Source organism: Nitrospirota bacterium, from assembly GCA_015233895.1.
GTDB lineage: Bacteria > Nitrospirota > Thermodesulfovibrionia > Thermodesulfovibrionales > Magnetobacteriaceae > Magnetomonas.
Genome location: JADFXG010000018.1, coordinates 1 through 23,496 on the forward strand (window position 1 = coordinate 1; position 23,496 = coordinate 23,496).

Annotated in this window: 19 protein-coding genes; 8 read left to right on the forward strand and 11 right to left on the reverse strand. The window is 41.8% G+C overall.

Features of this window, described 5'->3' with window-relative positions:
* Positions 1 to 129: 129 nt before the first annotated feature.
* Complete coding sequence (locus tag HQK88_11650) at positions 130 to 351, reverse strand: addiction module protein (GenBank protein MBF0617455.1); 222 nt, start codon at positions 349 to 351, stop codon at positions 130 to 132.
* A 114-nt stretch (positions 352 to 465) separates the two neighbouring features.
* On the opposite strand from HQK88_11650, the gene kdsA reads away from it, so the two are divergent.
* Both kdsA and HQK88_11660 read left to right on the forward strand, forming a co-directional pair.
* On the forward strand, positions 466 to 1,290 hold the full coding sequence (kdsA, locus tag HQK88_11655; protein ID MBF0617456.1) for a 3-deoxy-8-phosphooctulonate synthase: 825 nt from the start codon (positions 466 to 468) through the stop codon (positions 1,288 to 1,290).
* 4 nt (positions 1,291 to 1,294) lie between these two features.
* Positions 1,295 to 2,149 (forward strand): hypothetical protein, encoded by an 855-nt coding sequence (locus HQK88_11660; GenBank protein MBF0617457.1) that lies wholly within the window; start codon positions 1,295 to 1,297, stop codon positions 2,147 to 2,149.
* On the opposite strand, the gene HQK88_11665 is transcribed toward HQK88_11660, so the two are convergent.
* The 7 genes from HQK88_11665 to HQK88_11695 are packed head-to-tail and all read right to left on the reverse strand — an operon-like array spanning position 2,131 to position 10,013.
* Positions 2,131 to 2,637 carry an NADH-quinone oxidoreductase subunit B family protein gene (locus tag HQK88_11665; protein MBF0617458.1) on the reverse strand — a complete coding sequence of 169 codons (507 nt, stop codon included), beginning with the start codon at positions 2,635 to 2,637 and terminating at the stop codon, positions 2,131 to 2,133. The two genes, HQK88_11660 and HQK88_11665, sit on opposite strands and share 19 nt — an antisense overlap.
* A complete protein-coding gene (locus HQK88_11670; protein MBF0617459.1) occupies positions 2,634 to 4,199 on the reverse strand; it encodes an NADH-quinone oxidoreductase subunit C in 1,566 nt (521 codons plus the stop codon). Before HQK88_11670 ends, HQK88_11665 begins: the two co-directional genes overlap by 4 nt.
* Positions 4,196 to 5,644 (reverse strand): hydrogenase 4 subunit F, encoded by a 1,449-nt coding sequence (locus tag HQK88_11675; protein MBF0617460.1) that lies wholly within the window; start codon positions 5,642 to 5,644, stop codon positions 4,196 to 4,198. The genes HQK88_11670 and HQK88_11675 overlap by 4 nt, the downstream gene beginning before the upstream one ends.
* A complete protein-coding gene (locus HQK88_11680; GenBank protein MBF0617461.1) occupies positions 5,644 to 6,309 on the reverse strand; it encodes a formate hydrogenlyase in 666 nt (221 codons plus the stop codon). Before HQK88_11680 ends, HQK88_11675 begins: the two co-directional genes overlap by 1 nt.
* A gap of 8 nt (positions 6,310 to 6,317) precedes the next feature.
* Positions 6,318 to 7,265, reverse strand: coding sequence for an NADH-quinone oxidoreductase subunit H (locus HQK88_11685; GenBank protein ID MBF0617462.1), 948 nt, complete (start codon positions 7,263 to 7,265; stop codon positions 6,318 to 6,320).
* Entirely contained in the window at positions 7,262 to 9,313 is a 2,052-nt protein-coding gene (gene hyfB / locus HQK88_11690) for a hydrogenase 4 subunit B (protein MBF0617463.1), read from the reverse strand. The genes HQK88_11685 and hyfB overlap by 4 nt, the downstream gene beginning before the upstream one ends.
* 10 nt (positions 9,314 to 9,323) lie before the next feature.
* On the reverse strand, positions 9,324 to 10,013 hold the full coding sequence (locus tag HQK88_11695) for a PTS sugar transporter subunit IIA (protein MBF0617464.1): 690 nt from the start codon (positions 10,011 to 10,013) through the stop codon (positions 9,324 to 9,326).
* A gap of 122 nt (positions 10,014 to 10,135) precedes the next feature.
* Between HQK88_11695 and HQK88_11700 the strand changes: the two genes are divergently transcribed.
* The 6 genes from HQK88_11700 (at position 10,136) to alaS (ending at position 19,423) form a co-directional block, all read left to right on the forward strand.
* A complete protein-coding gene (locus HQK88_11700) occupies positions 10,136 to 14,101 on the forward strand; it encodes an AAA family ATPase (protein ID MBF0617465.1) in 3,966 nt (1,321 codons plus the stop codon).
* 2 nt (positions 14,102 to 14,103) lie between these two features.
* Entirely contained in the window at positions 14,104 to 14,658 is a 555-nt protein-coding gene (locus HQK88_11705) for a hypothetical protein (protein ID MBF0617466.1), read from the forward strand.
* A 233-nt stretch (positions 14,659 to 14,891) separates the two neighbouring features.
* A complete protein-coding gene (gene recA / locus HQK88_11710) occupies positions 14,892 to 15,950 on the forward strand; it encodes a recombinase RecA (GenBank protein ID MBF0617467.1) in 1,059 nt (352 codons plus the stop codon).
* Positions 15,947 to 16,444 carry a regulatory protein RecX gene (locus HQK88_11715; GenBank protein ID MBF0617468.1) on the forward strand — a complete coding sequence of 166 codons (498 nt, stop codon included), beginning with the start codon at positions 15,947 to 15,949 and terminating at the stop codon, positions 16,442 to 16,444. Before recA ends, HQK88_11715 begins: the two co-directional genes overlap by 4 nt.
* Positions 16,441 to 16,785 carry a hypothetical protein gene (locus tag HQK88_11720; GenBank protein MBF0617469.1) on the forward strand — a complete coding sequence of 115 codons (345 nt, stop codon included), beginning with the start codon at positions 16,441 to 16,443 and terminating at the stop codon, positions 16,783 to 16,785. Before HQK88_11715 ends, HQK88_11720 begins: the two co-directional genes overlap by 4 nt.
* The gene (gene alaS, locus HQK88_11725) at positions 16,775 to 19,423 is read left to right on the forward strand and encodes an alanine--tRNA ligase (protein ID MBF0617470.1); all 2,649 of its coding nucleotides are present in this window, start codon (positions 16,775 to 16,777) and stop codon (positions 19,421 to 19,423) included. Before HQK88_11720 ends, alaS begins: the two co-directional genes overlap by 11 nt.
* A gap of 48 nt (positions 19,424 to 19,471) precedes the next feature.
* Here alaS and HQK88_11730 read toward each other — a convergent pair whose 3' ends face one another.
* The 3 genes from HQK88_11730 to mutL form a co-directional block, all read right to left on the reverse strand.
* Positions 19,472 to 19,633 (reverse strand): hypothetical protein, encoded by a 162-nt coding sequence (locus tag HQK88_11730; GenBank protein ID MBF0617471.1) that lies wholly within the window; start codon positions 19,631 to 19,633, stop codon positions 19,472 to 19,474.
* 16 nt (positions 19,634 to 19,649) lie between these two features.
* On the reverse strand, positions 19,650 to 21,401 hold the full coding sequence (locus tag HQK88_11735; GenBank protein MBF0617472.1) for a putative sulfate exporter family transporter: 1,752 nt from the start codon (positions 21,399 to 21,401) through the stop codon (positions 19,650 to 19,652).
* A gap of 295 nt (positions 21,402 to 21,696) precedes the next feature.
* Positions 21,697 to 23,496, reverse strand: a complete 1,800-nt coding sequence (gene mutL / locus HQK88_11740; protein MBF0617473.1) for a DNA mismatch repair endonuclease MutL — start codon at positions 23,494 to 23,496, stop codon at positions 21,697 to 21,699.

Genomic DNA, 23,496 nt, shown 5'->3' on the forward strand with positions numbered 1-23,496 from the left:
GGAGACAGCCATTGAGAAACTGGAGCCAGACTGTCTCTCAACTTGCTTTATTTTTTGAGGGTAGGCTAAAATTGGATATTACCGTTTAAGGTGATTTCACACTTGACACAGTTTATTGAATATATCCTGTCATTTCCTTTTTACTAATTGTGACTTAAGTTCATCGTAAGAAAGAAGCTGTTCATGATTGTTTTCATAATTACTAAATCGTTTATTTAATTCATTTACATGGCTTTGAGGTACTGGAATATCTAACTCGTTCAAAGCAATACTGTCCCAAAGCTCCTCTGCTAATTGTATCTTTTCATGTACGCTCATTTCGGTAATATTTGGAATATCGTTCACATGCATACTCTCTCCCATCACTAAAGATATAATCTGTACCGGCACGTAACCATTATATAATTCAATTATAGGCATTTTCGCTGTTTTTTTGCAAAACTATATTATATAATACCCCAGCATATGGACTTATACCAAAAAATTCGAACAGGTTTTTTTGTGATAGCAGGGCCCTGTGTTATAGAGAGCCGTGAGCTTGCTATGTCGTCGGCATTTGAGCTTAAGGAAATATGCAGTTCACTTGGAATAACATTCATTTATAAGAGTTCCTATGATAAGGCAAACAGAACATCATTAGATGGCTTCAGGGGTATTGGATCGGCTAAAAGAATAGAAAACGGCCTTCAAATATTAAACGATGTGAAAGAAAAATACGATGTCGCTGTTTTAACCGATGTTCACTCAGCTGAGGAGGCTGTAATTGCATCCGAGTTTGTGGATATAATCCAGATACCAGCACTCCTTTCCAGACAAACAGATATAATCATAGCAGCCTCAAAGACGGGTAGGACAGTAAATATCAAAAAAGGACAGTTTATGGCTCCCTCCGATATTACAAACGTAATCGCGAAATTCACGTCAACCGGAAACACAAATCTCCTCATAACCGAACGCGGCACAACATTTGGCTATGGCAATCTTGTGGTGGATTTCAGGGGGATTCCTATTATGAAACAGTATGGCTTTCCGGTTGTGTTTGACGCAACCCACAGTGTACAGTTGCCGGGTGGGCTTGGAAATGCCTCAGGGGGAGAGCGGAAATTTGTTCCCACATTGGCAAAAGCAGCGGTTGCTGCCGGCTGTGACGGACTTTTTATGGAGGTACACCCGGAGCCTGACAATGCCCTCTGTGATGGCCCAAATATGATTAATTATGAAACCGCTAAAAATGTCCTTAACGTTTCTAAAGCCATATATGAACTGATTAATTCCACTAAGCAGTTATAGTTTTGTGATTGCTGAGTTTTTAACTTATCTCACCACTCCGGCACCTCTTTATGTTAAACGTATGGGCTATCTCAAAGAAGCGATTGCTATAGAAGCCCGCTATAAAAGATGTAAGGCAGCATGGTCACCGCATCTGGAAAATTCTAAAAATTTCATCATTAATGCTCTCAAGCGTTGCAAAGCTTTCAGAACGGTTGTTGTGCTTGGCTCTGGGAATCTGTTGGATTTACCATTATTACAACTCAGCCAGACATTTGAGAAAGTTATTTTAGTTGACATTGTTCATCTTGGTAAAATTCTCAAAACCATAAGAAAATTTACTAACGTGGTTTCACACTCTTGTGATATTACGGAGACATCCGAGATCATCTTCAATTTAATCAAAAACCGGACAAACACTACTGAGCATATTGAATTGCCTATGCCAAAGATGTTTCATTTACCGGAGACTCAGGGCAACTGTACCGACCTTGTAATATCCCTGAACATTTTTTCACAGCTTACCGTTATGCCAAGAGAGTATATTCTAAAAAACAAAGCCTCAGAGGATGGCACTGTCTTAAAGAGATGGGAAAACGAGGTATTGGAAGCGCATCTGGATGCTCTCATGGCATTAAAAACCAATGTGTGTTTGATTACGGATTTTGAATTTATTGAACGCAACCATCGCACACAATCTCTAAACCAATACTACACGCTAACAGGTATCAACCTCCCACTGCCTGAGAAAACATGGACCTGGAACATAGCGCCAAAAGGGGAGATATCAAACGATATTTCGATAGAAAGAAAAGTTGCTGCCTTTTTTTTCAATCCGGATAAGCAGATTACATCAGTTCATCACAAAAATATCTTATAAAATCCGTTTAGAATATCTGTGGGTGTCGGAGGACAGCCTGGAATATAAATATCCACTGGAATTACCTTATCAATGCCTCCCAATGAGGCATAGCTCTGTCCAAATATCCCGCCGTTACATCCGCAGTCACCTACTGCTATTACAAGTTTTGGAGACGGTACGGCATCGTATGTTCTGCGGAGAGCTATTTCCATATTTGCCGTTACAGGCCCAGTGACAAGCAGCACATCGGCAAATCTCGGTGAAGCTGTAAAGTGTATTCCAAATTGCTCACAGTTATACACTGGATTATTTATGGCATGGATTTCAAGCTCACAACCGTTACATGAACCGGCATCCACCTCTCTTACTGTCAAACTTCTTTGGAAGCGTTTTTTTACTGAATCCTCTAATTTAATTTCCCCAATTGTTATTTTAGGGTCATCGCTCCGTGGGGTCAGCTCTGTAACAATACCGGTACGAAATATCTGCCGCAGAATTCTAATCATAAATCGTGCCCCGAATATGATTGATTAAAACTCTTATTACACAGAGGGAAATCCGGTACAATGTTGCCTTTTATAGCCTGCTCAAGAGCCAGCCAGTTAAGAGCGGACGGATCTCTGACCATGCATCTGTTAATTACATCACCACTATGGCCGCTTTGCAACCAGTAGATAATCTCTCCGCGCCAGCCCTCTACGGCAGCAAACCCCGTAGCCTCAGGTAAAGGAACCCTACAGTCAGTCACAATGCCGCCCTGCGGTATCCCCCTAAGGATTCGTCGTATAAGCCGTACAGACTCCCTGATTTCTGAAACTCTTACCCACACTCTTGCGTGAACATCTCCAGCAGTAAGCACAGGCGGCTCTATTTGCAATGAATCATACGGTGGATATGGAGTATGAATTCTGCAATCCACGTTAAGCCCGCTGGCACGCGCCACTATTCCTACAGTGCAGAGCTCTCTTGCTAACTCTGAGGTCAAAATGCCTGTGTTGCGCACCCTGTCCTCAAGCGAGGAACTCTCCTCATATATGGTTACAAGGTGTTCAAAGTCCTCTTCAATAATATTAAGCTCTGATAATATTTCCTTTTTGGCGCTTGAATCTATATCTGCCGCCACTCCGCCCGGTACAACCCGATCCATCAAAAACCTGTGGCCGAAGAGTTTATAATTTGTGCGAACAATTGTTTCCTTAAGCCGGGAGCACTGATACAACATAAAGGCAAAGGCCGCATCATTACAAATAGCGCCAATGTCTCCAAGATGATTGGCAATTCGCTCTCTTTCAAGAAAAAGCGCCCTTAACCATTGAGCTCTTGCCGGTACCTCCGTGCGTGTCATTGATTCCAATGCCATTGAGTACGCTGTAGCATGTGCTACTGTTGTATCTCCGGATACACGAGCTGCTAATTTTACACCGCTTTCCCACGTCATTGCCTCAAATCTCTTCTCTATCCCCTTATGTACGTAGCCAAGACGCTCCTCAAGGTTAATGATTGTCTCACCAACTGCCTGAAACCTAAAGTGCCCGGGCTCAATTATACCGGCATGTACCGGCCCAACCGGTATCTCATACACACCCTCACCCTCAGCCTTCAGCCATTGATACTGCCCATCGGTGCGCATCAGAGGGGTTGAGGCATTGAAAGATTTCCTAAGCGGAAAGGTATCCGAAGGCCAGTCCTCAAATTTTATCCACGGCCTGTCATCAGGATGGCCTACAGGAATTACCCCCATCAGACTGTGTATCTGCCGCTCAAACCTGTATGCTGGTACAAAGTGTTTAGTGAGGGTTGGAAATGTCGGATTATCATTGGGTAACTCTGCTTTCACTATAAGATACTCCCCTCCCCAGTGGTAACAGGCATAAATGCCAAACCCACTGCCAAAGACCGTCTCATCCGAGGCCCACTCTGCGCACAAAAGCGCATAGGCGTCTTTTAACACTTTGGCAGCCTCAGCAAATCTCCCCACAGGGACTGTAAATGTTGACTGAGCAGCCTTTTCATGCGGTATCGCCTCCGCTTCAAATGCAGCTATCAGGGCCTCTTCTAATATTTTCATTTTAGTAACTCCACGGCACTCTGAAACCATTTATTTAAAAAATCCGGTATATAAAACCCCAGAGCGAGCACAAGCGCCATGTGAAGCAAAACCGGCGTGCGGGCTGTCTTTAGCGGCGTATAGTATGAGGGGACATCCCCTGATGCCATATACTGGACTTTCCTTAACAGCCCTGCAAAGGCAACAGCCAGCCCAATCAGGATAAAGGGAGTCAACAGTGGAACATCCTTAATGGTAGCCGTTAGTATTAGAAATTCACTGGTAAAAATACCAAAGGGCGGCATACCGGCTATTGCCAAAACACCCAACATAAGAGTCCAGCCAACAAACGTGTCGCTTTTAAAAAGACCCCTTATTTTAGAAATTTCTTGTGTCCAGTGCATTTGACAGGCGTGCCCTGTGGTAAAAAATATGGAGGACTTTGTCAGACTGTGCATAAGCATATGCAGCAGTGCGCCATAGGTGGCAATGGAACCGCCAAGGCCAAAGGCAAAAGTGGCAATTCCCATGTGTTCCACCGATGAGTATGAAAACATTCGTTTGATGTCTTTTTGTCTTAGAATGGAAAAGGAGGCAACTAATATAGAGACAATGCCAAAACCCATCATAATATGTCCGGCATAGTGGCTGTGCGTAGAGCCATCCACCAGCACCTTACATCTTACAAGGGCATAGAGAGCGATATTTAACAAAAGCCCGGAAAGCACTGCCGATATCGGCGTAGGGCCCTCGCTGTGGGCATCCGGAAGCCAGTTGTGAAGGGGAACAAGACCCACCTTTGTGCCGTAACCCACAACCAGAAAAACAAATGCAAGAGAAAGCACAGTTGGCTCAAGTTTCCCGCTTACCCCTATCAGATTTGTCCAAAGGAGCGCCTCTCCACCCTCTCCAAGCACTTTTTCGGCAGCAAAGTACAGTAATACGGTGCCAAACAGTGCCTGAGCAATCCCAACCCCGCACAGGATAAAGTATTTCCACGCAGCCTCGATAGCGCTCGGTGTGCGGTAGAGAGAGACCAAAAGCACAGTTGATAAGGTGGCAAGCTCCATAGCTATCCATAACACGCCTATGTTGTTAGTCAGAAGACATAGCAGCATTGCAAAGATAAACATCTGAAACATTGCATGATAAAAGCGCATACGGATATGCCCAATCCGCCCGTGTTCCCGCTCTCTTTGCATATATCTGCGGCTGAAAATAGCCGTGGTCATAGACACAAAAGAAGTAAGCACTGAAAGATATACGCTAAAAGCGTCAACATAAAAGAACTTGCCACCTGCTATAATCGCCCCTGTGCTGCATACCTTAACGGCAAGTGCAACGCCTGCCGCAAGTGTTAACGCTGAGCCTAAAATGTTTACATTAGGAGCAAATCTCCTGTCGCCAATCAGTGCCAAAGCTAAAGCAGCAACAAGGGGAGTTATAAGCAAGATAAGAAGAATCATCAGTTGTCCTCTCTGAGGCTTTCCATCTGCTCCACACTCAGGCTGTCAAATGTTGTACTTATTTGAAAGAAGAATATTCCAAAGATAAAGGCAGCAATTAAAACATCCAAAGCAACTCCGAGTTCTACGACAAGAGGCATACCATATGTTGCACTTGTTGCGGCAAAAAACAGTCCGTTTTCCATTGCAAGAAACCCTATTATCTGTGTAACTGCATGTTTTCTTGTAATCATCATCAAAAGTCCTATCATGACGGTCGCCAGTGCTACCGCAAGCGTTGAGCGGGTTACAAGGGTGGAAAGCTGTCTTACCGGGGCTGTAAGATGATAGGAAAATATAACAAGAGCAATACCAATCAGCATTGTTGTGGGGATATTTACTATTGTTTCCACCTCTTTCCTTATCTTTAGACGCACTGCAAGAACATACAGTATATACGGTAAGAGAATTACCTTTATAGAGAGCGTTAACACTGATGATATATAAAGATGATGTTTTGCAGCCACAAACCCTACAACTGCCGTGTTGATTGAAAGAAACAGCCCCTGCCACGCAAATAATGTAACCAGACTCTTTATTTTCCTCTGAGCAAGCATTGCAAAAGCGCTAAGCAACACAAGGGCTGCCAAAAAACTGTTTATCTGTGCCAATACCTGTAAGTTCATAATCATTATCACTCCAGAATGAAAAAACATATCATACCAAGAGCAGCCATTAAAAACGCCGCTCCCAGAAATTCAGTTAACCGAAATAATCTCATCTTAGCCAGCCCCGTCTCTATCAATACAACCACGGCCCCGATTACGGCTAGCTTGATTACCATTAAAAAAACTGCTACGGCAATCTCCTGTGCACTGTCTGTGGCAGCTATCCCCCATGGCAGAAAACACGCAATCAAAAGACAGGAAAAGAGCAAAAACCTGATCATTGATCCCCACTCAATAAGTGCAAGGTGCCGGCCAGAATACTCAAGAATCATTGCCTCATGAACCATAGTAAGCTCCAGATGAGTGGCAGGGTTATCAACCGGCACTCTGCCTGCCTCTGCTATGACAACAAGAAAAAACGCAATTGAAGCAAACACTATTGATGGCCTCAAAACCAGAATGCCGCTCTGAAACGAGTGTACTATGTGAAACAGTGATGTTGACTTACTGGCCAACGACACGGTAAAAATAGCCATAAGAAATGCCGGCTCTGTCAGAGAAGCTATCATCATCTCTCTGCTTGAGCCCATCCCTCCAAAAGCCGTGCCTATGTCCATTCCTGCCAGTGCCATGAAAAAGCGTGCGGTTGCAAAAATTGCTGCTATCACAATAATATCGGCGCTGGGCGCTAAAAACAGGTTCATGGAAATTATAGGAATCACGCTTCCAACAACAACCGCAGTGCCAAACACCAAATACGGCGTAAAGCGGAATATCCATGAGGCGTTATCGGCTAACACCACATCTTTGATGAATAACTTAGTAATGTTTCGGTATGGCTGAAACACTCCGGCTGATGATCTCCCTTGAGACCAACACTTTAGCATATCCACCCATCCTGCAAATACAGGGGCTAATGCCAGCACTATCATTACCTGCAGTGCTTCTATAAAAATTAAATGTAAGGATTTCATAACAGAGCCAATAAAAAGATTATTGTTACAAATGAGTAAATAAGGTACAGGTGTATTCGCCCATGCTGAAGTGTACCGGTCTTTCGGGACAGCAAAAACACTATGTCAACGATAGGTTTGTAGATCCAGCCCCAGAAACGGTCTCTTATGCGGAGGTAGTAGTTTGACTTCAGAGGAAATGCCGGGTGCCGTTGCTGCGGGGAGAGACTAATCTGTTCTTTTATATCAAACATATATCCAAAGATTCTGCGAATAGGCATAGAGAAAGATATGGCGTTGTACTGCATTTTTTGATTAAGCTTTTGAAATCCGCAATCCCACACCGGTACTCTGCGGATTTTCCCTGAGTGCACATGAAGCAGTAAATAAGTTACCGCGCAAACTACGACAATGCCGATAAAAACAAGAGGGCCTGAGTATGAGGCACGGTCTGGATCCACAGGAGTCAGCCACATCCAGCCATACACGCCTGAGGTTGTAGTGAGCGCTGCCCCAAACAGCCTTTCTGTAATAACATCCATCCAGTTTATCATAATTGTAGGCATGATACCAAGACAAAGACAGGTAAGAGCTGCAAACGCCATCCCGATGCGCATTGTCCAACCAACCTCTGTTACCTTTGGCTGATTATGGCCCCGCCAATTCCCTAAAAATGTAACTCCAAAAACCTTTACAAAACAGGCGGCAGCAAGTGCACCGGTCAGAGCAAGCAGCGATGCTCCAAGCGGTATTAGAAGCTTCATAAGCTGGTTTGGTATAGACGGAGAGAGCAAAAACGCCTGAAAGGTCAGCCATTCGGAAACAAATCCATTAAATGGGGGAAGCGCAGAAATGGATATACAGCCAACAAGAAACAACACAGAAGTCCACGGCATAAAGCGTATGAGTCCTCCCATTTCATCCATGTTCCTTTCATGTGTGGCATGAACAATGGCGCCGGCTCCCATAAACAATAGTCCCTTAAACATCGCATGATTTATTGTATGGTACAAAGCCGCTATAAGGGCAAGAGCTGCCATTTTAGGCAGATGAAGCGAGGTAAATATCATAGAGAGCCCTATCCCTATAAGAATTATTCCTATATTTTCCACTGAATGGTAGGCAAGGAGTTTTTTTAAATCATGCTGCATCAGCGCGTACAGCACGCCCATAACGGCAGAGACCAACCCTAAGATAAGCACCAGAGCGCCCCACCACCATGGATAGACCCGTATGATGTCAAAAGTAATGCGGATTATTCCATATATAGCAACTTTAAGCATCACGCCGCTCATTAAAGCGGAAACATTTGACGGAGCCACCGGATGCGCCTCAGGCAGCCATACGTGAAAAGGTATAACACCGGCTTTAGCTGCAAACCCGGCAAAAGAAAGTAAAAACGCCGCAGTTGCCCATCTGACGGGAAAATCCACTGCTCTCATTGCATCAAACGTGTAACCTGTGAAATTTTCAAAACCTGTTGTAACACCAGCCAGCACACCAAAAGCAAGAAGGATTAAAACGGCTCCTACGTGGGCCATTACCATGTAGAGGTAAGCAGCCCTTCTGTTTTCACTGTGCCCATCCTCAAACATGACCAGAAAGTAGGATGCCCCAGCCATGACCTCCCACGAAATAAGAAAAAACAGGGCATCATCGGCAAGTACCACCATAAACATTGCAGCAATAAAGAGATTATAAAACACTATTAATCTCTTTATCGGCTTACCTGAAGCAAATCCCCTTACGTAGCCTATTGAATAGATTGAGACATAAAATGAAAGTAATCCGACAATACATAGAAAGTATCCGGAGAGCTGATCAAGCCTCACATGAAACGGAAGAGCGGGTAAACCAATTGGCAGCACCAGCTGCTCGGTAAGCCCCTCTGTCACTGACAACACTCCGGCAAAAGAAGTCACTAATGAAGCCAGCGCCGAGACACAAAAAGCGATGTATATCATCAAAGTCCGGTTTTTACCGCTTACAATAACGAATAAGACCGGTAGAATAAACGCTGTGGCAGACGATATTGCTAATTTCACAGGGGATATTAAGGTCAAATCCATAGCGGGTTTCTCATACAAGCGGACTTTTGAATATCTCAGCCTCTTTGTTAAACAAAACGCTGATGGTTTTATCATAAGGTGAAACCTGCTTAACCATGGATAACACCTCTTCATCTTTTAGAAGCCTGAGTAAAACTGACTGTATTCTTAAAAACCTGCGTTCACTTTTAGGGAATATGAAAAACAGGGTATTCACATCTTCGTGGTCTAAAGCTTCAAAAGGTATCGGATTTTGCAAATGGCAAAGAGCTATATAGGAATCCTCGCCAAAGGACACAAATGTTTTTGGATGGGGCAAAGCTACACCATGTCCAACGGCAGTTGAACATAGGTTCTCTCTTTCCATTATAAGACTGAGGAGCTTTCCCGTGTCCATGTCTTGAATCCTTGTCTGGATGTGTTCAAGACAATTTAGAATTACAGATTGTTTTGACCCAGCCGGTATATCGTAATAAATACCGCCTCTTTGTATGAACTCAGCTATCGAGATTATCTCCTCATCCTCGATAGAGGGGGCATCCATTTTAACTTTCTTAGAAAATGACCTGTTATCTTCAAGCCATGAGGCTATCTCATTTTTATCGAACCGCCACTGGCTGCTTACCCGGAAACACGGGATTGTATCGTTACTGATCATCCGGTAGATGGTTTTTTCGGAAACATTTAAAAGTGCTGCCATATCTTTTACTGTCAGGTTCATCGTGTCCTAACATGTCCTCATTTGATACATCGTGTCTATGGTATTCTTTTGATTTATTGTTTGTCAATAGTTTATTTAAAAAAATTATAAGACAGCTATTTTGATATGTTACAATAGAAACAATGGATATTGTTACAGATTATAAAAAATATAAGAAGCTAAACGGTATATTCTTATTGATTGACCTGATTGATTCCACCAGTCAGTTCAATAAAATAAATCAGGACACTATAGGCTTTTTTTTGAAATATTTCTATGCCGAGGTTGCTGAAAGAGCAGAAAAAAACAATTACAAAATTGTTAAAACTATTTATGATGCTGTTGCCATATTCGGAACCGAACGTGAAGGTTTTATCGGTCTTTGCAAAGAGCTGTTTGTTGAAAATCGGATAAGGGATAATTTCGACGTTGAAGTAAAGCTTAGAATTGTTGCCGATTACGGTTTCATCAATTTAGAAATAAATGAAGACGGTGACCCTGTGGATTATCGTGACCCTAAGACAATTGCTCTTTCACGAATGGAAAAGCTCGCTAAAACATGGGAAATTGTAATAACTGAAAACCTGAGCGATGCAATAGAGGATTTATTAACAGATACTAATTCCCCCTTTACAAAAGAATCTTTTAAAATTGAAGCGCGACTCAAAGGTTATGAAGATACATCCAAATATGACACGCTCCACCGTTTAGTAGTAAAAACAAAAGCATGGGGTATAACTTCTATATTATTAAAAAACCGACTCAATAAGCTATTTAACGACTGTCAAGAAATTCCTATTTTTGGAAATCTATACGAGCCCATTAGTATGGAAAAGAATTTTCTGAATTTATCTTTAAGCACTACTGCTAAAAGTGTGCAGGTTCAAACTGGTAGGACACAATCGGGTAATGGCGACATAGATTATAGAATTTTCATAAGAGCTGTAAAAGACGAAAATGCCGTCACCACGGTATCGGCTTCAGACATTTCCGAAAAATATAATAAGGGTTTTATTATGGGGCTGCCCGGCGCCGGTAAAACCACTATTCTAAAATATATGGCCTTTAAAATTTTTAATAAAAATCCCAACGCAATTGTTTTGCTTGTAAGCACAAGGGATTTTACAGACTATATGTTTACCGGCCTTGCTAACAACAATATAAACACCCTGCTTAAGGTGGTTTTCTTTGCATTTCTTTTTCCTAAAAGAGCAGTTGAATTAGATAGAGCTGAAGAGAATTTTTTTAACGAAGCTTTTACAGAGGTTAAAAAAACTTGGACTAATGGCGAGCTTATTGTGCTTATAGATGCTCTCGATGAATCCCTGACAAACACAGTAAAGGATCATATATTGCACGTTTTGGCTAATAAATTTTTTGAGGAAATCAAGCAGGATAAACTTCAAAACTCAAATAAGTTTTTCATATCATCAAGACAAAATGAAGTGGATGACCCAAAACAATACAAAGAATTTATTTTTTACGTTAATCATTTAAAATATAGCGATATAATAGACCTCTCACGCCTTGTAATGGATGACAAAGCAAAATTAGTGAAACTTGAGACAGATGCACTTAAAAATCCTGGTATAATCATGGTCGGAAACACTCCATTAATGGCAATGGTTATCATTAAATACTATGAGCATTTTGACTCCTTTGAGCTTCGTTTTAATATGTACGATATAGTCATTAAATTCATTCTTAAACGTATATGGCATAATTTAAAAGAAGAGGATATTTTACTAAAGGAAAAAACACTGCTTGGGTTTTTTGAAGAAGCAAAAGATGACAATTTCTTTTATGCCAATCCTGAGTTATTGCTGCCTTTTACAAATCTTTCTTTATTGTCGTTTAAACTTCTGTACAGCCCTGAAAACGAAAAACCTCTCCGTGAGTTTTCAGATAAAGACCTGGACACAGTTTTTAAGGAATTCTCAAAAACACGAGTAAATGAGTCTGTTAAAAAATATATTAAAGCTAAAACTACCACATGGAAAGAGATATGCAAAAGAGAGCATATATTAATATCTGCCGGTATGGTCAATGGTATAGAGCGTTATGTCTTTATGCACTCCACGATGATGGAGTTTCTTGCTGCGTGGCATTTTATTAATAAAGAACCTGAAAGAAAAAAACATACTACACTTTTTGATAAAAACAGAGAGACGCTTGAGACGCTTCCAATAGCCTTAGGACACAGTTTTGAAGCCGGCAGAACTATTTTAGCTATGATGGAAAAGCACTATGAAAACAGAGAAGACACAACCATGCCGTTTAGGTGTCTATCAGAGCTTGAATCTCTTGAAAATAAAGAATATGTTGGTGTTATTCTGCCTGATGCAAAAAAGAAAATTGATAAAGAGATAGAAAAAAATCTAAAGAGCAAAGAATGGGTTTATATTTGGCTAAAAAATCTATTCATGAAAACAATGAATAACACAGTTGACACTATAAAAATGCTTGGTGAACACTCAGTCAGATTTAAAACTGCAATTTCGCTTTCCAGAAATGCTTTTTTGGATTATATTGAAGATTGGGCTGATGAGACAAGTGATATTGTTGCCGCAAGGGAGGCTTTTTTAACGGTAATTTTAAATGAAAGTATTTTTAAAGAAGCAATTGCGATGAAAGCTAAAACTGTAAGTACAGAAACTCTACCTCTGAGAACAAAACGTTCTGAGCAGACTGATATAGAAATATCGATAAAAAATTTTGGTCCGATAAGTTCAGGCACCATAAAACTAAAACCACTTACCGTACTGATAGGTCCCAATAATTCCGGAAAGTCTTACGCTGCCATGATGATTCATTCTTTAAGTGAATTTTTTAAGCCTGGTGCTTTTAGTATTCAAGATAAGATTTTTTTTGGGATGAGCGCCGTGTTTGGTTCTGGTTCGATTAATAAAAATGATTTCATTGAGTTTTACAATTTTATTGATAATTTTTTAATAACTGATTTAGAAGATATAGAAATACCACGAGACATAATTGAGAAAACATATGAGAGCTATATAAAAAAAGCATTGATGGTTAAACTTCAGATTGAAATCAGAAAAATATTCAAAAGCCCCTTAGAACAATTGGTTAGGATTAATAAGTCAAAAACTACTACTACAATTCGGGCCAATGGCAATGATTATGAGTTTTTTTGCAAGAAAAAAGGTTCAGGATTAGAACTTAAGGCATATCCACAATTAAATATCAGGATTCAAATAAAAATTAATAAAAATTTAAATACAGAATTCAGTGTTGAAAAAATTCAAGAGAATATTATTGTTTTGCACATAAAAGAAAAAAGTACGTTAACACCAAAAGTATTATTGGATGAGGTGCTTACTAATTTAATAATTCCTGTGGACTTTAATACATTATATTTGCCTGCATCACGCTCCGGAGTTTTTCAAAGTTATAAAGTTCTTGCTTCTAAGATAATAGAGGGTATTGGGGAAATAGACAAGTTAAAACTTCCGGGTTCTTTTTTTGATTTAATTTCTGACTTAATAGGCCTGCCAGTAGAACCCGGGGTATTTTATACTCTTGTCAGAGATTTTGAAAAAGATATTATAAAAGGTGAAATGAGACTTGAGACAACAATTAATGGCAGTCAAAGGCCTGAGATTTCGTACATTTATAATGAACATGATATACCTTTACAATTAGCCTCATCAACTGTTTCCGAGCTTGCGCCACTTTTTTTGTATTTAAAACATTTAGTGAGACAGGACGATATTTTGATAATAGAAGAGCCTGAGGCTCACCTTCATCCAGAAAACCAGCGAAAAATAGCAAGGTTTTTTGTTAAGTTAATACGTAAGGGTCTAAAACTTGTAATTACCACTCACAGTGAGTACCTGCTTGAGCAGATAAATAACTTCATGCTTATGAGCAAAGTGAAACCCGAGGTTAAAAAAACTTACGCTTCAGATGATTTTTTGAATCCTGATGAGATTGGAGTCTATGTTTTTAGTTATGATAAAAAGGATAGCGGTTATAAAATCAAAGAGGTTGAAAAAACAGAGGAAGACGGCATCTCAGATGAGGAATTTGAACGGGTTTATGAAGCTTTATACGATGAATACGTAAAAATCCAGAGACTTAAAGATTAGTTATGAGTTTTACCAATGAAAAGCTTAATCCTAAGAGTTGTATTGAGAAGCAATACAAAGATTTTATTGAAGATTCATGTGGCGAGGAGGGTTGTTATTTAAATCTTGTAAATGTTCCTGATTGTGTAATACTTAAAGGGGAAAAGGTCTCAGTTGAAATTAAGGGACATGGACAAAAGGAGAAATCCGGTGACAATATTCTTTTTGTATTTAAAAATAAGAAATTAGTTTACCTTGCAGTTACCGAGTATACACATAGAAAGGATCATGGGCTGGATACAACTATTAAAAAACTTAATACTTGTGTCAAGAGCGCATTTAGAGTTATGGAAACATGTAAGCTTAAATGTACAAGAGTAGAATTTTTCCCAATAGTACTGGCTGGAAGATTTACAACAAAGATTAGTAGGAGAACGGGAAGAAGAAAAAATGCCAAAGACATAAAAAGAGAAAGTGAAATTGCAAAGATTACATTTGGGCCAAAAGCTTATCCTATTTACTTTAAAACTTGTGGGACAAGATTTATGGATATTGTCAAGGATGCAAATATTCTTTAAAAACATGGATAGAGTTCGTCTACAGAGCATGGTAATTCCGTATAATAACGATCGTACTATTAAACGAAAGAAAAGCGCCTTCCCCTAACTATTAAAAAAAATTAGCTTAAAACCATTTGGAAATAAAATTCCTTTTAGGCTATAATATGGCAGGTTTTTTAAACCATACTAATGGCTTCAGGTAAGCTTTGATGTAAGGCTCTGATTCGGGGGAGACGGGGGAGATATAAAAAATGGCAAAAGAAGCTGATACACAAAAGGCGGTTAAAGATAAAGAGCGTGCAATAGAGGCCGCTATAACGCAGTTAGAGAAGACCTTTGGTAAGGGCACTGTAATGAAGCTGGGTGAGTCTGCCGTTACTGAGGGAATTAAAGTGATTCCCACTGGTTCTTTGACTCTTGATATTGCTACTGGTGTGGGAGGGCTCCCAAGAGGCCGTGTTGTGGAAATATTTGGGCCTGAGTCCTCAGGAAAGACAACACTTGCGCTAAGTGCCATAGCACAGGCACAGAAAACCGGAGGGGTCGCCGCATTTGTTGATGCTGAACACGCTCTCGATGTTGCCTATGCCTCGCGGCTTGGTGTTAAAATTTCGGAGCTTTTGATTTCTCAGCCCGATAGCGGTGAGCAGGCACTTGAGGTGGCTGAAACTCTGGTTAGAAGCAACGCTCTTGATATTTTGGTTATAGATTCGGTGGCGGCGCTGGTTCCTAAAGCGGAAATTGAAGGCGATATGGGAGATCAGTTACCGGGGCTTCAGGCAAGGCTTATGAGTCAGGCTCTCAGAAAACTCACATCGGCCATCGCAAGGTCATCAACCACAGTTGTGTTTATAAACCAGATCAGACTAAAAATCGGCGTCATGTTTGGAAGCCCTGAGACCACAACCGGCGGTAACGCCCTTAAGTTTTACGCCTCTATGCGTCTTGATATAAGAAAAATAGATAATCTGAAAGTTAATCAGGAAATAATAGGCGGGCGAGTCCGCGTAAAGGTAGTTAAAAACAAGGTTGCCCCTCCGTTTAAACAGGCTGAGTTTGACATATACTACAATGAGGGAATTTCTAAGGCCGGTGAGATTGTTGATTTGGGTGTCGAGATGGGAGTAATTGAACGCACCGGCACATGGTACAGCTACGGCACTACAAAGATAGGACAGGGCCGGGATAATGCCAGACGGTTCCTGACTGAAAACGAAAACATTTTAAAAGAGGCAGAGGCGAGGATTCTTGAGGCTGGGAAAATTACCCGTACAGTGTCCCCCGTTTCAACACCGGATTTAGATGAGTGACACCAAAGATTCAGAGTCCAAAAGCTTATGCTCTCAGGCTTTTGAATTTCAGAGACAGAAGTGAAAAAGAAATCAGGGAAAAACTCCTGCAAAAAGGATATGCGGAGGCTGAGACGGAGGAAACTCTGGAGTACCTTAAAGGGGCCGGGTTTGTTGATGACTCAAAATTAGCCCGCAACTTATTAATCTACTTAGACAGCTCTAAAAAGATGGGTTTAAGAAGAGTCACAGACACTCTGAAGAGGCGGGGCATTCCGGAGAGTATTATAGAGGAGACATTGCGTGAGGTTATGGGAGATTTGCAGGATGAACTCTCCTATGGTTACTCAATTGAAGGCGAGATTAAGAAAGCTAAAATACTTATACAAAAAAAAGAAGAAAGCTCTTTAAAAAATTATCCTCTCAGAGTTAAACTTAACAGGCTTTATGGAATCCTTAATCGGAGAGGTTTTGGGGCTGAGACTATAAAACATGTATTAAAGGAGGTAACTTGAAAACTAAATTTTTGATAGCGGTTTCATTTGTGTTAATCCTGTCGTGTACGCATTCAGTAAAATACACAGAGCAAGAGATAGCGGATTATCCTCAAAATGTTAAGGAATTAATACGCCAGGGGAAAATAGACTTTGGCATGACCCCTGAACAGGTTAGATATTCGCTTGGCTCTCCAAATGATATAAAAATGCTCGATAGTTTATCTGATAAAGAGACCGGTGAAAAAGTGCAGTGGACTTACAAACGGCTGGAGATATATAAAACTACATTGATTTTCAAAAGAGACAGACTTGTTGAAATACGCAGTAACGATCCGGAAGTGAACAAGCGTGACAGGTAAAGAGATAAGAGAGAGTTTTTTAGAGTTTTTCCGTAAGAAAAACCATGAGGTGGTTAGTCCCTCCTCGTTAATCCCAAAGAGTGATCCGACCCTGCTTTTTACCAATGCGGGGATGGTGCAGTTTAAAAGTATTTTTCAGGGGTTAGAAAAATTACCATACAGCAGGGCTACAAGTTGCCAGAAGTGCTTAAGAGCCGGCGGTAAGCAAAGTGATATCGAAAATGTAGGGTTTACGGCGCGGCATCACACTTTTTTTGAGATGCTTGGAAATTTCTCCTTTGGCGATTATTTTAAAAAAGATGCAATAGAGTTTGCATGGGAACTTCTGACCGAGTGGTTTAAGCTTCCTGTTGATAAGCTCTGGGTGTCAATTTATGAAGACGATGACGAGGCCGGAGAGCTTTGGACTGAGCACACCGGAATCAGTAAGGACCGGGTGGTGAGGCTTGGAGCAAAAGACAATTTTTGGCAAATGGGAGATAGCGGCCCCTGCGGCCCTTGTTCCGAAATTATCATAGACCTTGGCCCACAAAGGAGCTGCGGCAAGCCAGAGTGTGCCCTTGGCTGCGACTGTGACAGGTATCTTGAGTTGTGGAATCTTGTCTTTATGCAGTACGACAGAGGACTGGATGGCACTCTTTCACCGCTTCCCAGACCAAGCATAGACACCGGCATGGGGCTTGAGCGGATAAGCTCAGTGCTACAAGGGAAAGAGACAAATTTCGATACAGATCTGTTTGTCCCGATTATAGAGGCAATTTCCTCACAAACCGGCGTTTCTTACAGAGCAGATAAAAAACAAGATACCTCGATAAAGGTAATAGCGGATCATATGCGCTCAGTCACGTTTTTATTGAGTGAGGGGCTTATGCCCTCAAACGAGGGACGAGGGTATGTGTTAAGGAGAATAATCCGGCGGGCGTCAAGACATGCGCGGCTTCTTGGAGTGGGAGAGCCGTTTTTGCATAAACTTGTAACCAGCGTTGATGAGGCCATGGGGGATATTTACCCTGAGATAACACGAGAGAAGGAACGCGCTCAGGAAATCCTGAAATTTGAGGAGGAGCGGTTTATTAAAACCCTTGAAAAAGGCACTGAAATTCTGGATGAGTTGATTTCTACTCTTAAGTCAGCAGGTGAGGATACAATATCCGGTGAGGAAATCTTTAAACTCTACGACACTTTTGGTTTCCCCCCGGATCTAACAGCAGATATAGCCCGTGAAAACGGCCTTAAAACCGATGAAAACGGATTTAACGAGGAAATGGATAAGCAGAAAAAGCGTGGCCGTGTTTCGTGGACAGAGGACACCGGCGGACTTTCAGCTCTGGTTTCATCCATATACAACGAGGCTGTCCGGCTGGATGGCGGCTCTTCTTTTCTTGGATATGACATGCTTGATACAGAATCAACGGTTAATCTTATAGTAAAGGACGGTGAGTCGGTAAGCGAGTTAATTAAGGGACAGGAGGGGGATTTGATACTGGATAAAACCCCATTCTACGGCGAATCCGGCGGACAGGTTGGAGACACAGGCATTATATCTAACGATAAATTTAAAGCAGAGGTAAAAGAGACTAAAAAGACACATGATAATCTGATAATACACAGGGTTATAATCAATAAAGGGACAGTAAAGGTATCTGACGATGTAAGCTGTAAGGTGGATAAAAAACATCGTCACGCCACTATGAGAAACCATACGGCAACGCATTTGCTACAGGCAAGTTTAAAAAGCATTCTGGGTGATCACATAAAACAGGCCGGCTCTTTAGTCTCTCCCTCCAGGCTCAGGTTTGACTTCACGCACTTCTATCCGGTCACTGTAGAGGAAAAACAGAAGATTGAGGAGTTGGTTAATGAAGAGATTATTGCTAACCATAAGGTACTAACGCAGGTAATGGGACTAAACGATGCAATATCTTATGGGGCGACGGCACTGTTTGACGAAAAATACGGGGATTCTGTACGAGTGGTAGAGGTGGAGGGTGGTTTTAGTAAGGAGCTTTGCGGAGGAACCCACTGTAAGGCAACCGGAGATATAGGGCTCTTTGTAATACTGTCTGAGGGAAGCATAGCCTCAGGGGTAAGACGGATAGAGGCGGTAACGGGAACTTATGCCCTGGAGTATCTAAACTCTAAGGCAGCTCAGTTGAGAGCGATTTCAGATTATCTCAGAACTGACTCTCCGCTTGAGAAGATTAACGATCTGGCCACTCATGTAAAAGAGCTTGAAAAGGAACTTGAGACGTTAAAAATAAAGAATCTCACCAATGATCTTTCAAGTGTGATGGATAGCGTAAAGGTTATAAACGGGGTTAATACTCTGGCAATAAAGAAGGATGGACTTGACCGCAAAGCGCTTAGAGAGTTTGCCGATGCCTTAAAGGAACGGATTGGTTCAGTGGTACTGGTTTTAGCGTCAGAGCTTGACGGCCAGGCATCGCTGCTTTCTATGGTAACAAAAGATCTTACGGGCAAATATCACGCCGGAAAGATTCTTAAAGCAATAGCGGAAAAAGCAAATGGCAGTGGCGGGGGCAATGCTGAAATGGCCCAGGGCGGAACAAAGGACGTGGACAAAGTGCCATCTGCTCTGAAGACTCTGCCTAAGATCGTATCCTCACATCAGAGCTGACAACACTATGTCCAATCCGTTTGCGTTCAGATCATAATACTTAATAAATCAATGGCCGCCAGGAAAAAACGATATGCTTAGCCAATAAAAAAACACCAAAGATGCTACTCCAATTCCAAGGCTCCATGCTATAAGCTTTTTCTCTATTGAGGAAAGCGGCTCATATTCCATCTTTTTTAATTCTTCGGAAATTTTTGGTTCATCTGCCATGTTTATAAACCTCCCTTTAGCCTGTAATTACCGGCGGCTTTACTCCATGGAAGAATAACCATGAAATGAAAAGCCCTACCCAGATTATAAACCCAAACAAACATAGAACATAAACAGCTGCAAGTTTGCCTATTCCCTCTTCCCACAGTTTTTTGAAGTTCGACACAAGGCCGATTGTGAAAAATGTCAGGACAAAAAACATAACCCTGAATGTGTTACTCTCATCTGTGGACAATTTGGCGTTAGCCAGCGCAGCTCTCTGCTCTTTAACACTGCCATTTAATGCTTTTATTTTATCATTTGATTGTTCTATTTGAGTCTTTATAGCAGACTCCTCAGGGGTACCCTTAACGGAAACTAATTTCTTTTCCATCATAGTGACTTCATCTTTCATCTTTTTAACCTCTTTATCCACGGGAGCAAGCGCCCTGGTGAATGGGAAACATAAGGCTAAAAACAGTATGAAAGTTAAAACATATCCGATAACGAATTTAGGGAATCTCTGCCAGATTTCTATTACTTTTACCTTTTCCCCTTCTTTACATTCTATCTTTGCGCACCAGATAATAGCCAAAACAAAGGCCCATACGCCGATAAACACATCTATGAACATCTTAACTGTTGTGCTGGCCATGGTAATCCAGCCCTCAGTGTACTTGACACCAGTCATATCGAGAGCCTTAGCGCGTATCAGAGCGTCAGTTATGGCTCCGCTTGCCACTGCCCCTCCGTCTGTCTTAACTGCAAGCCCCATCCATGCTCCGGCAACAAGGGGTTCCTTCCATAGAAATACTTCCGCTGCAAAAGGTAAAATCAACATCTCAACTACTGCAAAAATCACAACAAGTGAGGATACCATAATTGGAACTACCGGACGTGCCCTTATAGCTCCGCCTACCGCTATAGCTGCCGACACTCCGCAGATTGATATTCCTGCCGCAAGTGGTGCTGCCCACTCGCTGCTAAATTTAAAGTACTTTCTTGCAATATAATAGACCACCGCCCAGTAGATAAGGTAGGCCTCCACGATTGCACAAAACCCTCTGAATAACACTGCCGAGGCCAACGTGAAAGACTCCGCAGCCTTAAGTCCCAGCATTGCTCCCATGATTACTATAGCGGTCTTGATGTATAGTTCAGGCTTTGACGCTTCTTTCAATAGTCCTGCTAAACCAGGGAAAAAATTACCTACGATAAGACCAGCTATTAACGCTACGATAAAACCAGCCTCACCGGTCAGACTCAAAGCCCAGCTTATCTTAAAATTTGCTAACTGGTTTTTGGTAGCCGCTATGTGGGCGTAATGACCCGTAAGCCAACACAGGTAACTAAGCCAGAATATTACTGTAAATCCTATCGCAAATTTACCCACGTTTACACGCATTAACCCTGCGCCAATAAGCATAATTACAAGCATGGCTGCGTATGTGAAAAACAGCGAGGCAAAACCGCTAACTCCCTGCTTCTCATATTTGTCACCGACTTTGAGGGTAGAGACATCCTCCTTTACAGTTACGGCCTCCTCTTTACCATCAGCATGCTTGAGAGTCAGTTTAGAGCCCTCTATTTTTGTAATCTCTCCCTTTACTGACTGAAAATGTTTTGAAACCGGAGACATCGCTTTGGAGGGATCCATCCACACTTTAGTGCTGATTCCCCAGCCAAGAAGATCAGAACCAAAAAATATTCCTAACGACACAATAAAAATGAAAATACCAAGAAGCAACGACAACCAGTCCTCACTTATACCACCGTTACTCTTTTCCATAACCTATTGTACCTCCATATAAGTTTTGAGTTTTTAAGTGACAATCGTAACAAAAAAATTGCCTGATATCAAAGCCTTTGCTACTTTAGTTACCATAAATGCTATGACCTCTAAAAATCGAGACATTTGTCCTCTAAAAATCATTCTGTTTTTATATTTTTTAAATCCTCCCAAACACCCGTAAAACACCTACAGTATAGTAGGTGAATTTAAAAAAGTCAAGAGAAAAAAGAAGTAAAAAACAAAAATTTTCAGAGTCCTTTATTTTAATAAAGAATGATGTCTTTAAAAATTTTCATGTTCGTTTAAACAGCTTTTTTAGCTTGTCAAGCGTCAGATACACTCTGGTAGGGCGTCCATGCGGGCAGTGGTAAGGGTCTTTACAGTTGTCCAGGTCTTTCAGCATGTTAAACATCTCAGAGTCGTTTAACACGGCTTTTCCTCGCACTGAACTGTGGCAGGCTATGCGTTTTGCTATTTTTTCTTTAGTCTCTTCAACAGGCGAGCCACCTGATGAGAAGTCCACAAGGTTTGAAGCAATATCTGTTAGTATTGCAGCAATATCAGCGCCTTTAAGCCCATCCGGCAACGCTCTGATTATAAACGTGTCTGAGCCAAACTCCTCTATGTCTATTGCCATATCTCTTAAGGCCTGTAAACTATTGCTTAATAACACATACTCCCGTGCCGGTACTTGCACCTGTACGGGAAATAAAATCCCTTGGCGAATGAGTCCAACTCCGTCCCTTAGCTTTTCATAAAGCACTCTCTCATGACATGCATGGTGGTCAGCGACGCACAGTCCTCCCCCATCCACATAAGCAACATAAACATCCCCAAGGTATAGAAACCTGCGCCCGGCTTCAAACGCTATGGGAAGCCCTGTGTTTTTCTCTGCTTGTAGCGTATTCGGCTGTCTTGTGGCATCACTATAGGCGCTATCATCTGAAGCAGAAGTTTTAGGCCTGTCACCTTTATCATAGTTGCTCAATTTTTCATCAAATCTGCTGCCGTATGTCTGCGCACCCGATGCGGCGGACGATTCTCTCTGCCTTTGAAAATCCCCATATGCTTTGCCTGAGGAGGGATTTTTTGTATCTGTCTCCATGTCTTTGCCAATAACGGCCTTATAGACGGCACTGAGGACAGCCTTATATATAGTTTCACGCTCAGAAAACCGCACTTCAAATTTCTGCGGATGTACGTTAAAATCCACCCGCTCTGGCTTTACCCCCATGTAGAGGAAACAGTGCGGGTGCATTCCCTCAGGCAGAATGTTCTTATAGGGCTGATACACGGCATGTCGAATATAGGCGTCACGTATGGGGCGGCCATTAACAAAAATGTACTGGTGAGAGCGTGAGCGCGCATAGTTTCCCTCTTTTGATACAAAGCCTGACACGTTGGCATCATACGAATTATTTTTAAACTCAATAAGCCCGTCTAAAAACTCCATACCGTAGAGCTGCATAATACGCTCTCTGATACCTGATGCGGCAGAGGCTTCAAGCACCTTCTTTTCATCCACATAGAGGATAAATTTGCGTTCAGGATATGACAACGCAGCCTGCGTCACCACATCCATGATGTGGTACAGCTCGGACTGGGTGCTTTTAAGAAACTTTTTTCGAGCCGGTGTGTTGTAAAAGAGCTCCCTGACCTCTATAGTTGTGCCAACTGAGGCTTTCTCCTTTACGGATTTAACCTCGCCTCCGTAAATTTCTACAAAAGTTCCAACCTCGGCTCCCCGAAGAGCTGTTGTTATATTCATTCTGGAAACTGAAGCGATTGAGGAAAGCGCTTCTCCCCGAAACCCCAGGGTTTTTAGATTTAATAGATCCCCTTCCGAGCGAATCTTACTTGTGGCGTGTCGCTTAAGTGAGGTCAGAGCATCGTCTCTGTCCATTCCAGTGCCATCGTCTGAAACGCGAATCAGACGCTTACCGCCATTTAGTATATCTACTCTGATTTCCTCTCCACAGGCATCTATCGCATTTTCCAAAAGCTCCTTAACTACCGATGACGGCCTCTCTATGACCTCACCTGCAGCTATTTTATCTATCACACGTTCATCAAGTAACTCTATTACAGGCAT

Bases quoted from the DNA above. Each gene is read 5' to 3' on its own strand.
- HQK88_11730 (MBF0617471.1), bottom strand. From the start codon at position 19,633: ATGGCAGATGAACCAAAAATTTCCGAAGAATTAAAAAAGATGGAATAT.
- HQK88_11650 (MBF0617455.1), bottom strand. From the start codon at position 351: ATGCATGTGAACGATATTCCAAATATTACCGAAATGAGCGTACATGAA.
- HQK88_11735 (MBF0617472.1), bottom strand. From the start codon at position 21,401: ATGGAAAAGAGTAACGGTGGTATAAGTGAGGACTGGTTGTCGTTGCTT.
- hyfB (MBF0617463.1), bottom strand. From the start codon at position 9,313: ATGGATTTGACCTTAATATCCCCTGTGAAATTAGCAATATCGTCTGCC.
- HQK88_11680 (MBF0617461.1), bottom strand. From the start codon at position 6,309: ATGAACTTACAGGTATTGGCACAGATAAACAGTTTTTTGGCAGCCCTT.
- kdsA (MBF0617456.1), top strand. From the start codon at position 466: ATGGACTTATACCAAAAAATTCGAACAGGTTTTTTTGTGATAGCAGGG.
- HQK88_11665 (MBF0617458.1), bottom strand. From the start codon at position 2,637: ATGATTAGAATTCTGCGGCAGATATTTCGTACCGGTATTGTTACAGAG.
- HQK88_11685 (MBF0617462.1), bottom strand. From the start codon at position 7,265: ATGAAATCCTTACATTTAATTTTTATAGAAGCACTGCAGGTAATGATA.
- HQK88_11670 (MBF0617459.1), bottom strand. From the start codon at position 4,199: ATGAAAATATTAGAAGAGGCCCTGATAGCTGCATTTGAAGCGGAGGCG.
- HQK88_11695 (MBF0617464.1), bottom strand. From the start codon at position 10,013: ATGAACCTGACAGTAAAAGATATGGCAGCACTTTTAAATGTTTCCGAA.
- mutL (MBF0617473.1), bottom strand. From the start codon at position 23,496: ATGCCTGTAATAGAGTTACTTGATGAACGTGTGATAGATAAAATAGCT.
- recA (MBF0617467.1), top strand. From the start codon at position 14,892: ATGGCAAAAGAAGCTGATACACAAAAGGCGGTTAAAGATAAAGAGCGT.
- HQK88_11705 (MBF0617466.1), top strand. From the start codon at position 14,104: ATGAGTTTTACCAATGAAAAGCTTAATCCTAAGAGTTGTATTGAGAAG.
- HQK88_11675 (MBF0617460.1), bottom strand. From the start codon at position 5,644: ATGATTCTTCTTATCTTGCTTATAACTCCCCTTGTTGCTGCTTTAGCT.
- HQK88_11700 (MBF0617465.1), top strand. From the start codon at position 10,136: ATGGATATTGTTACAGATTATAAAAAATATAAGAAGCTAAACGGTATA.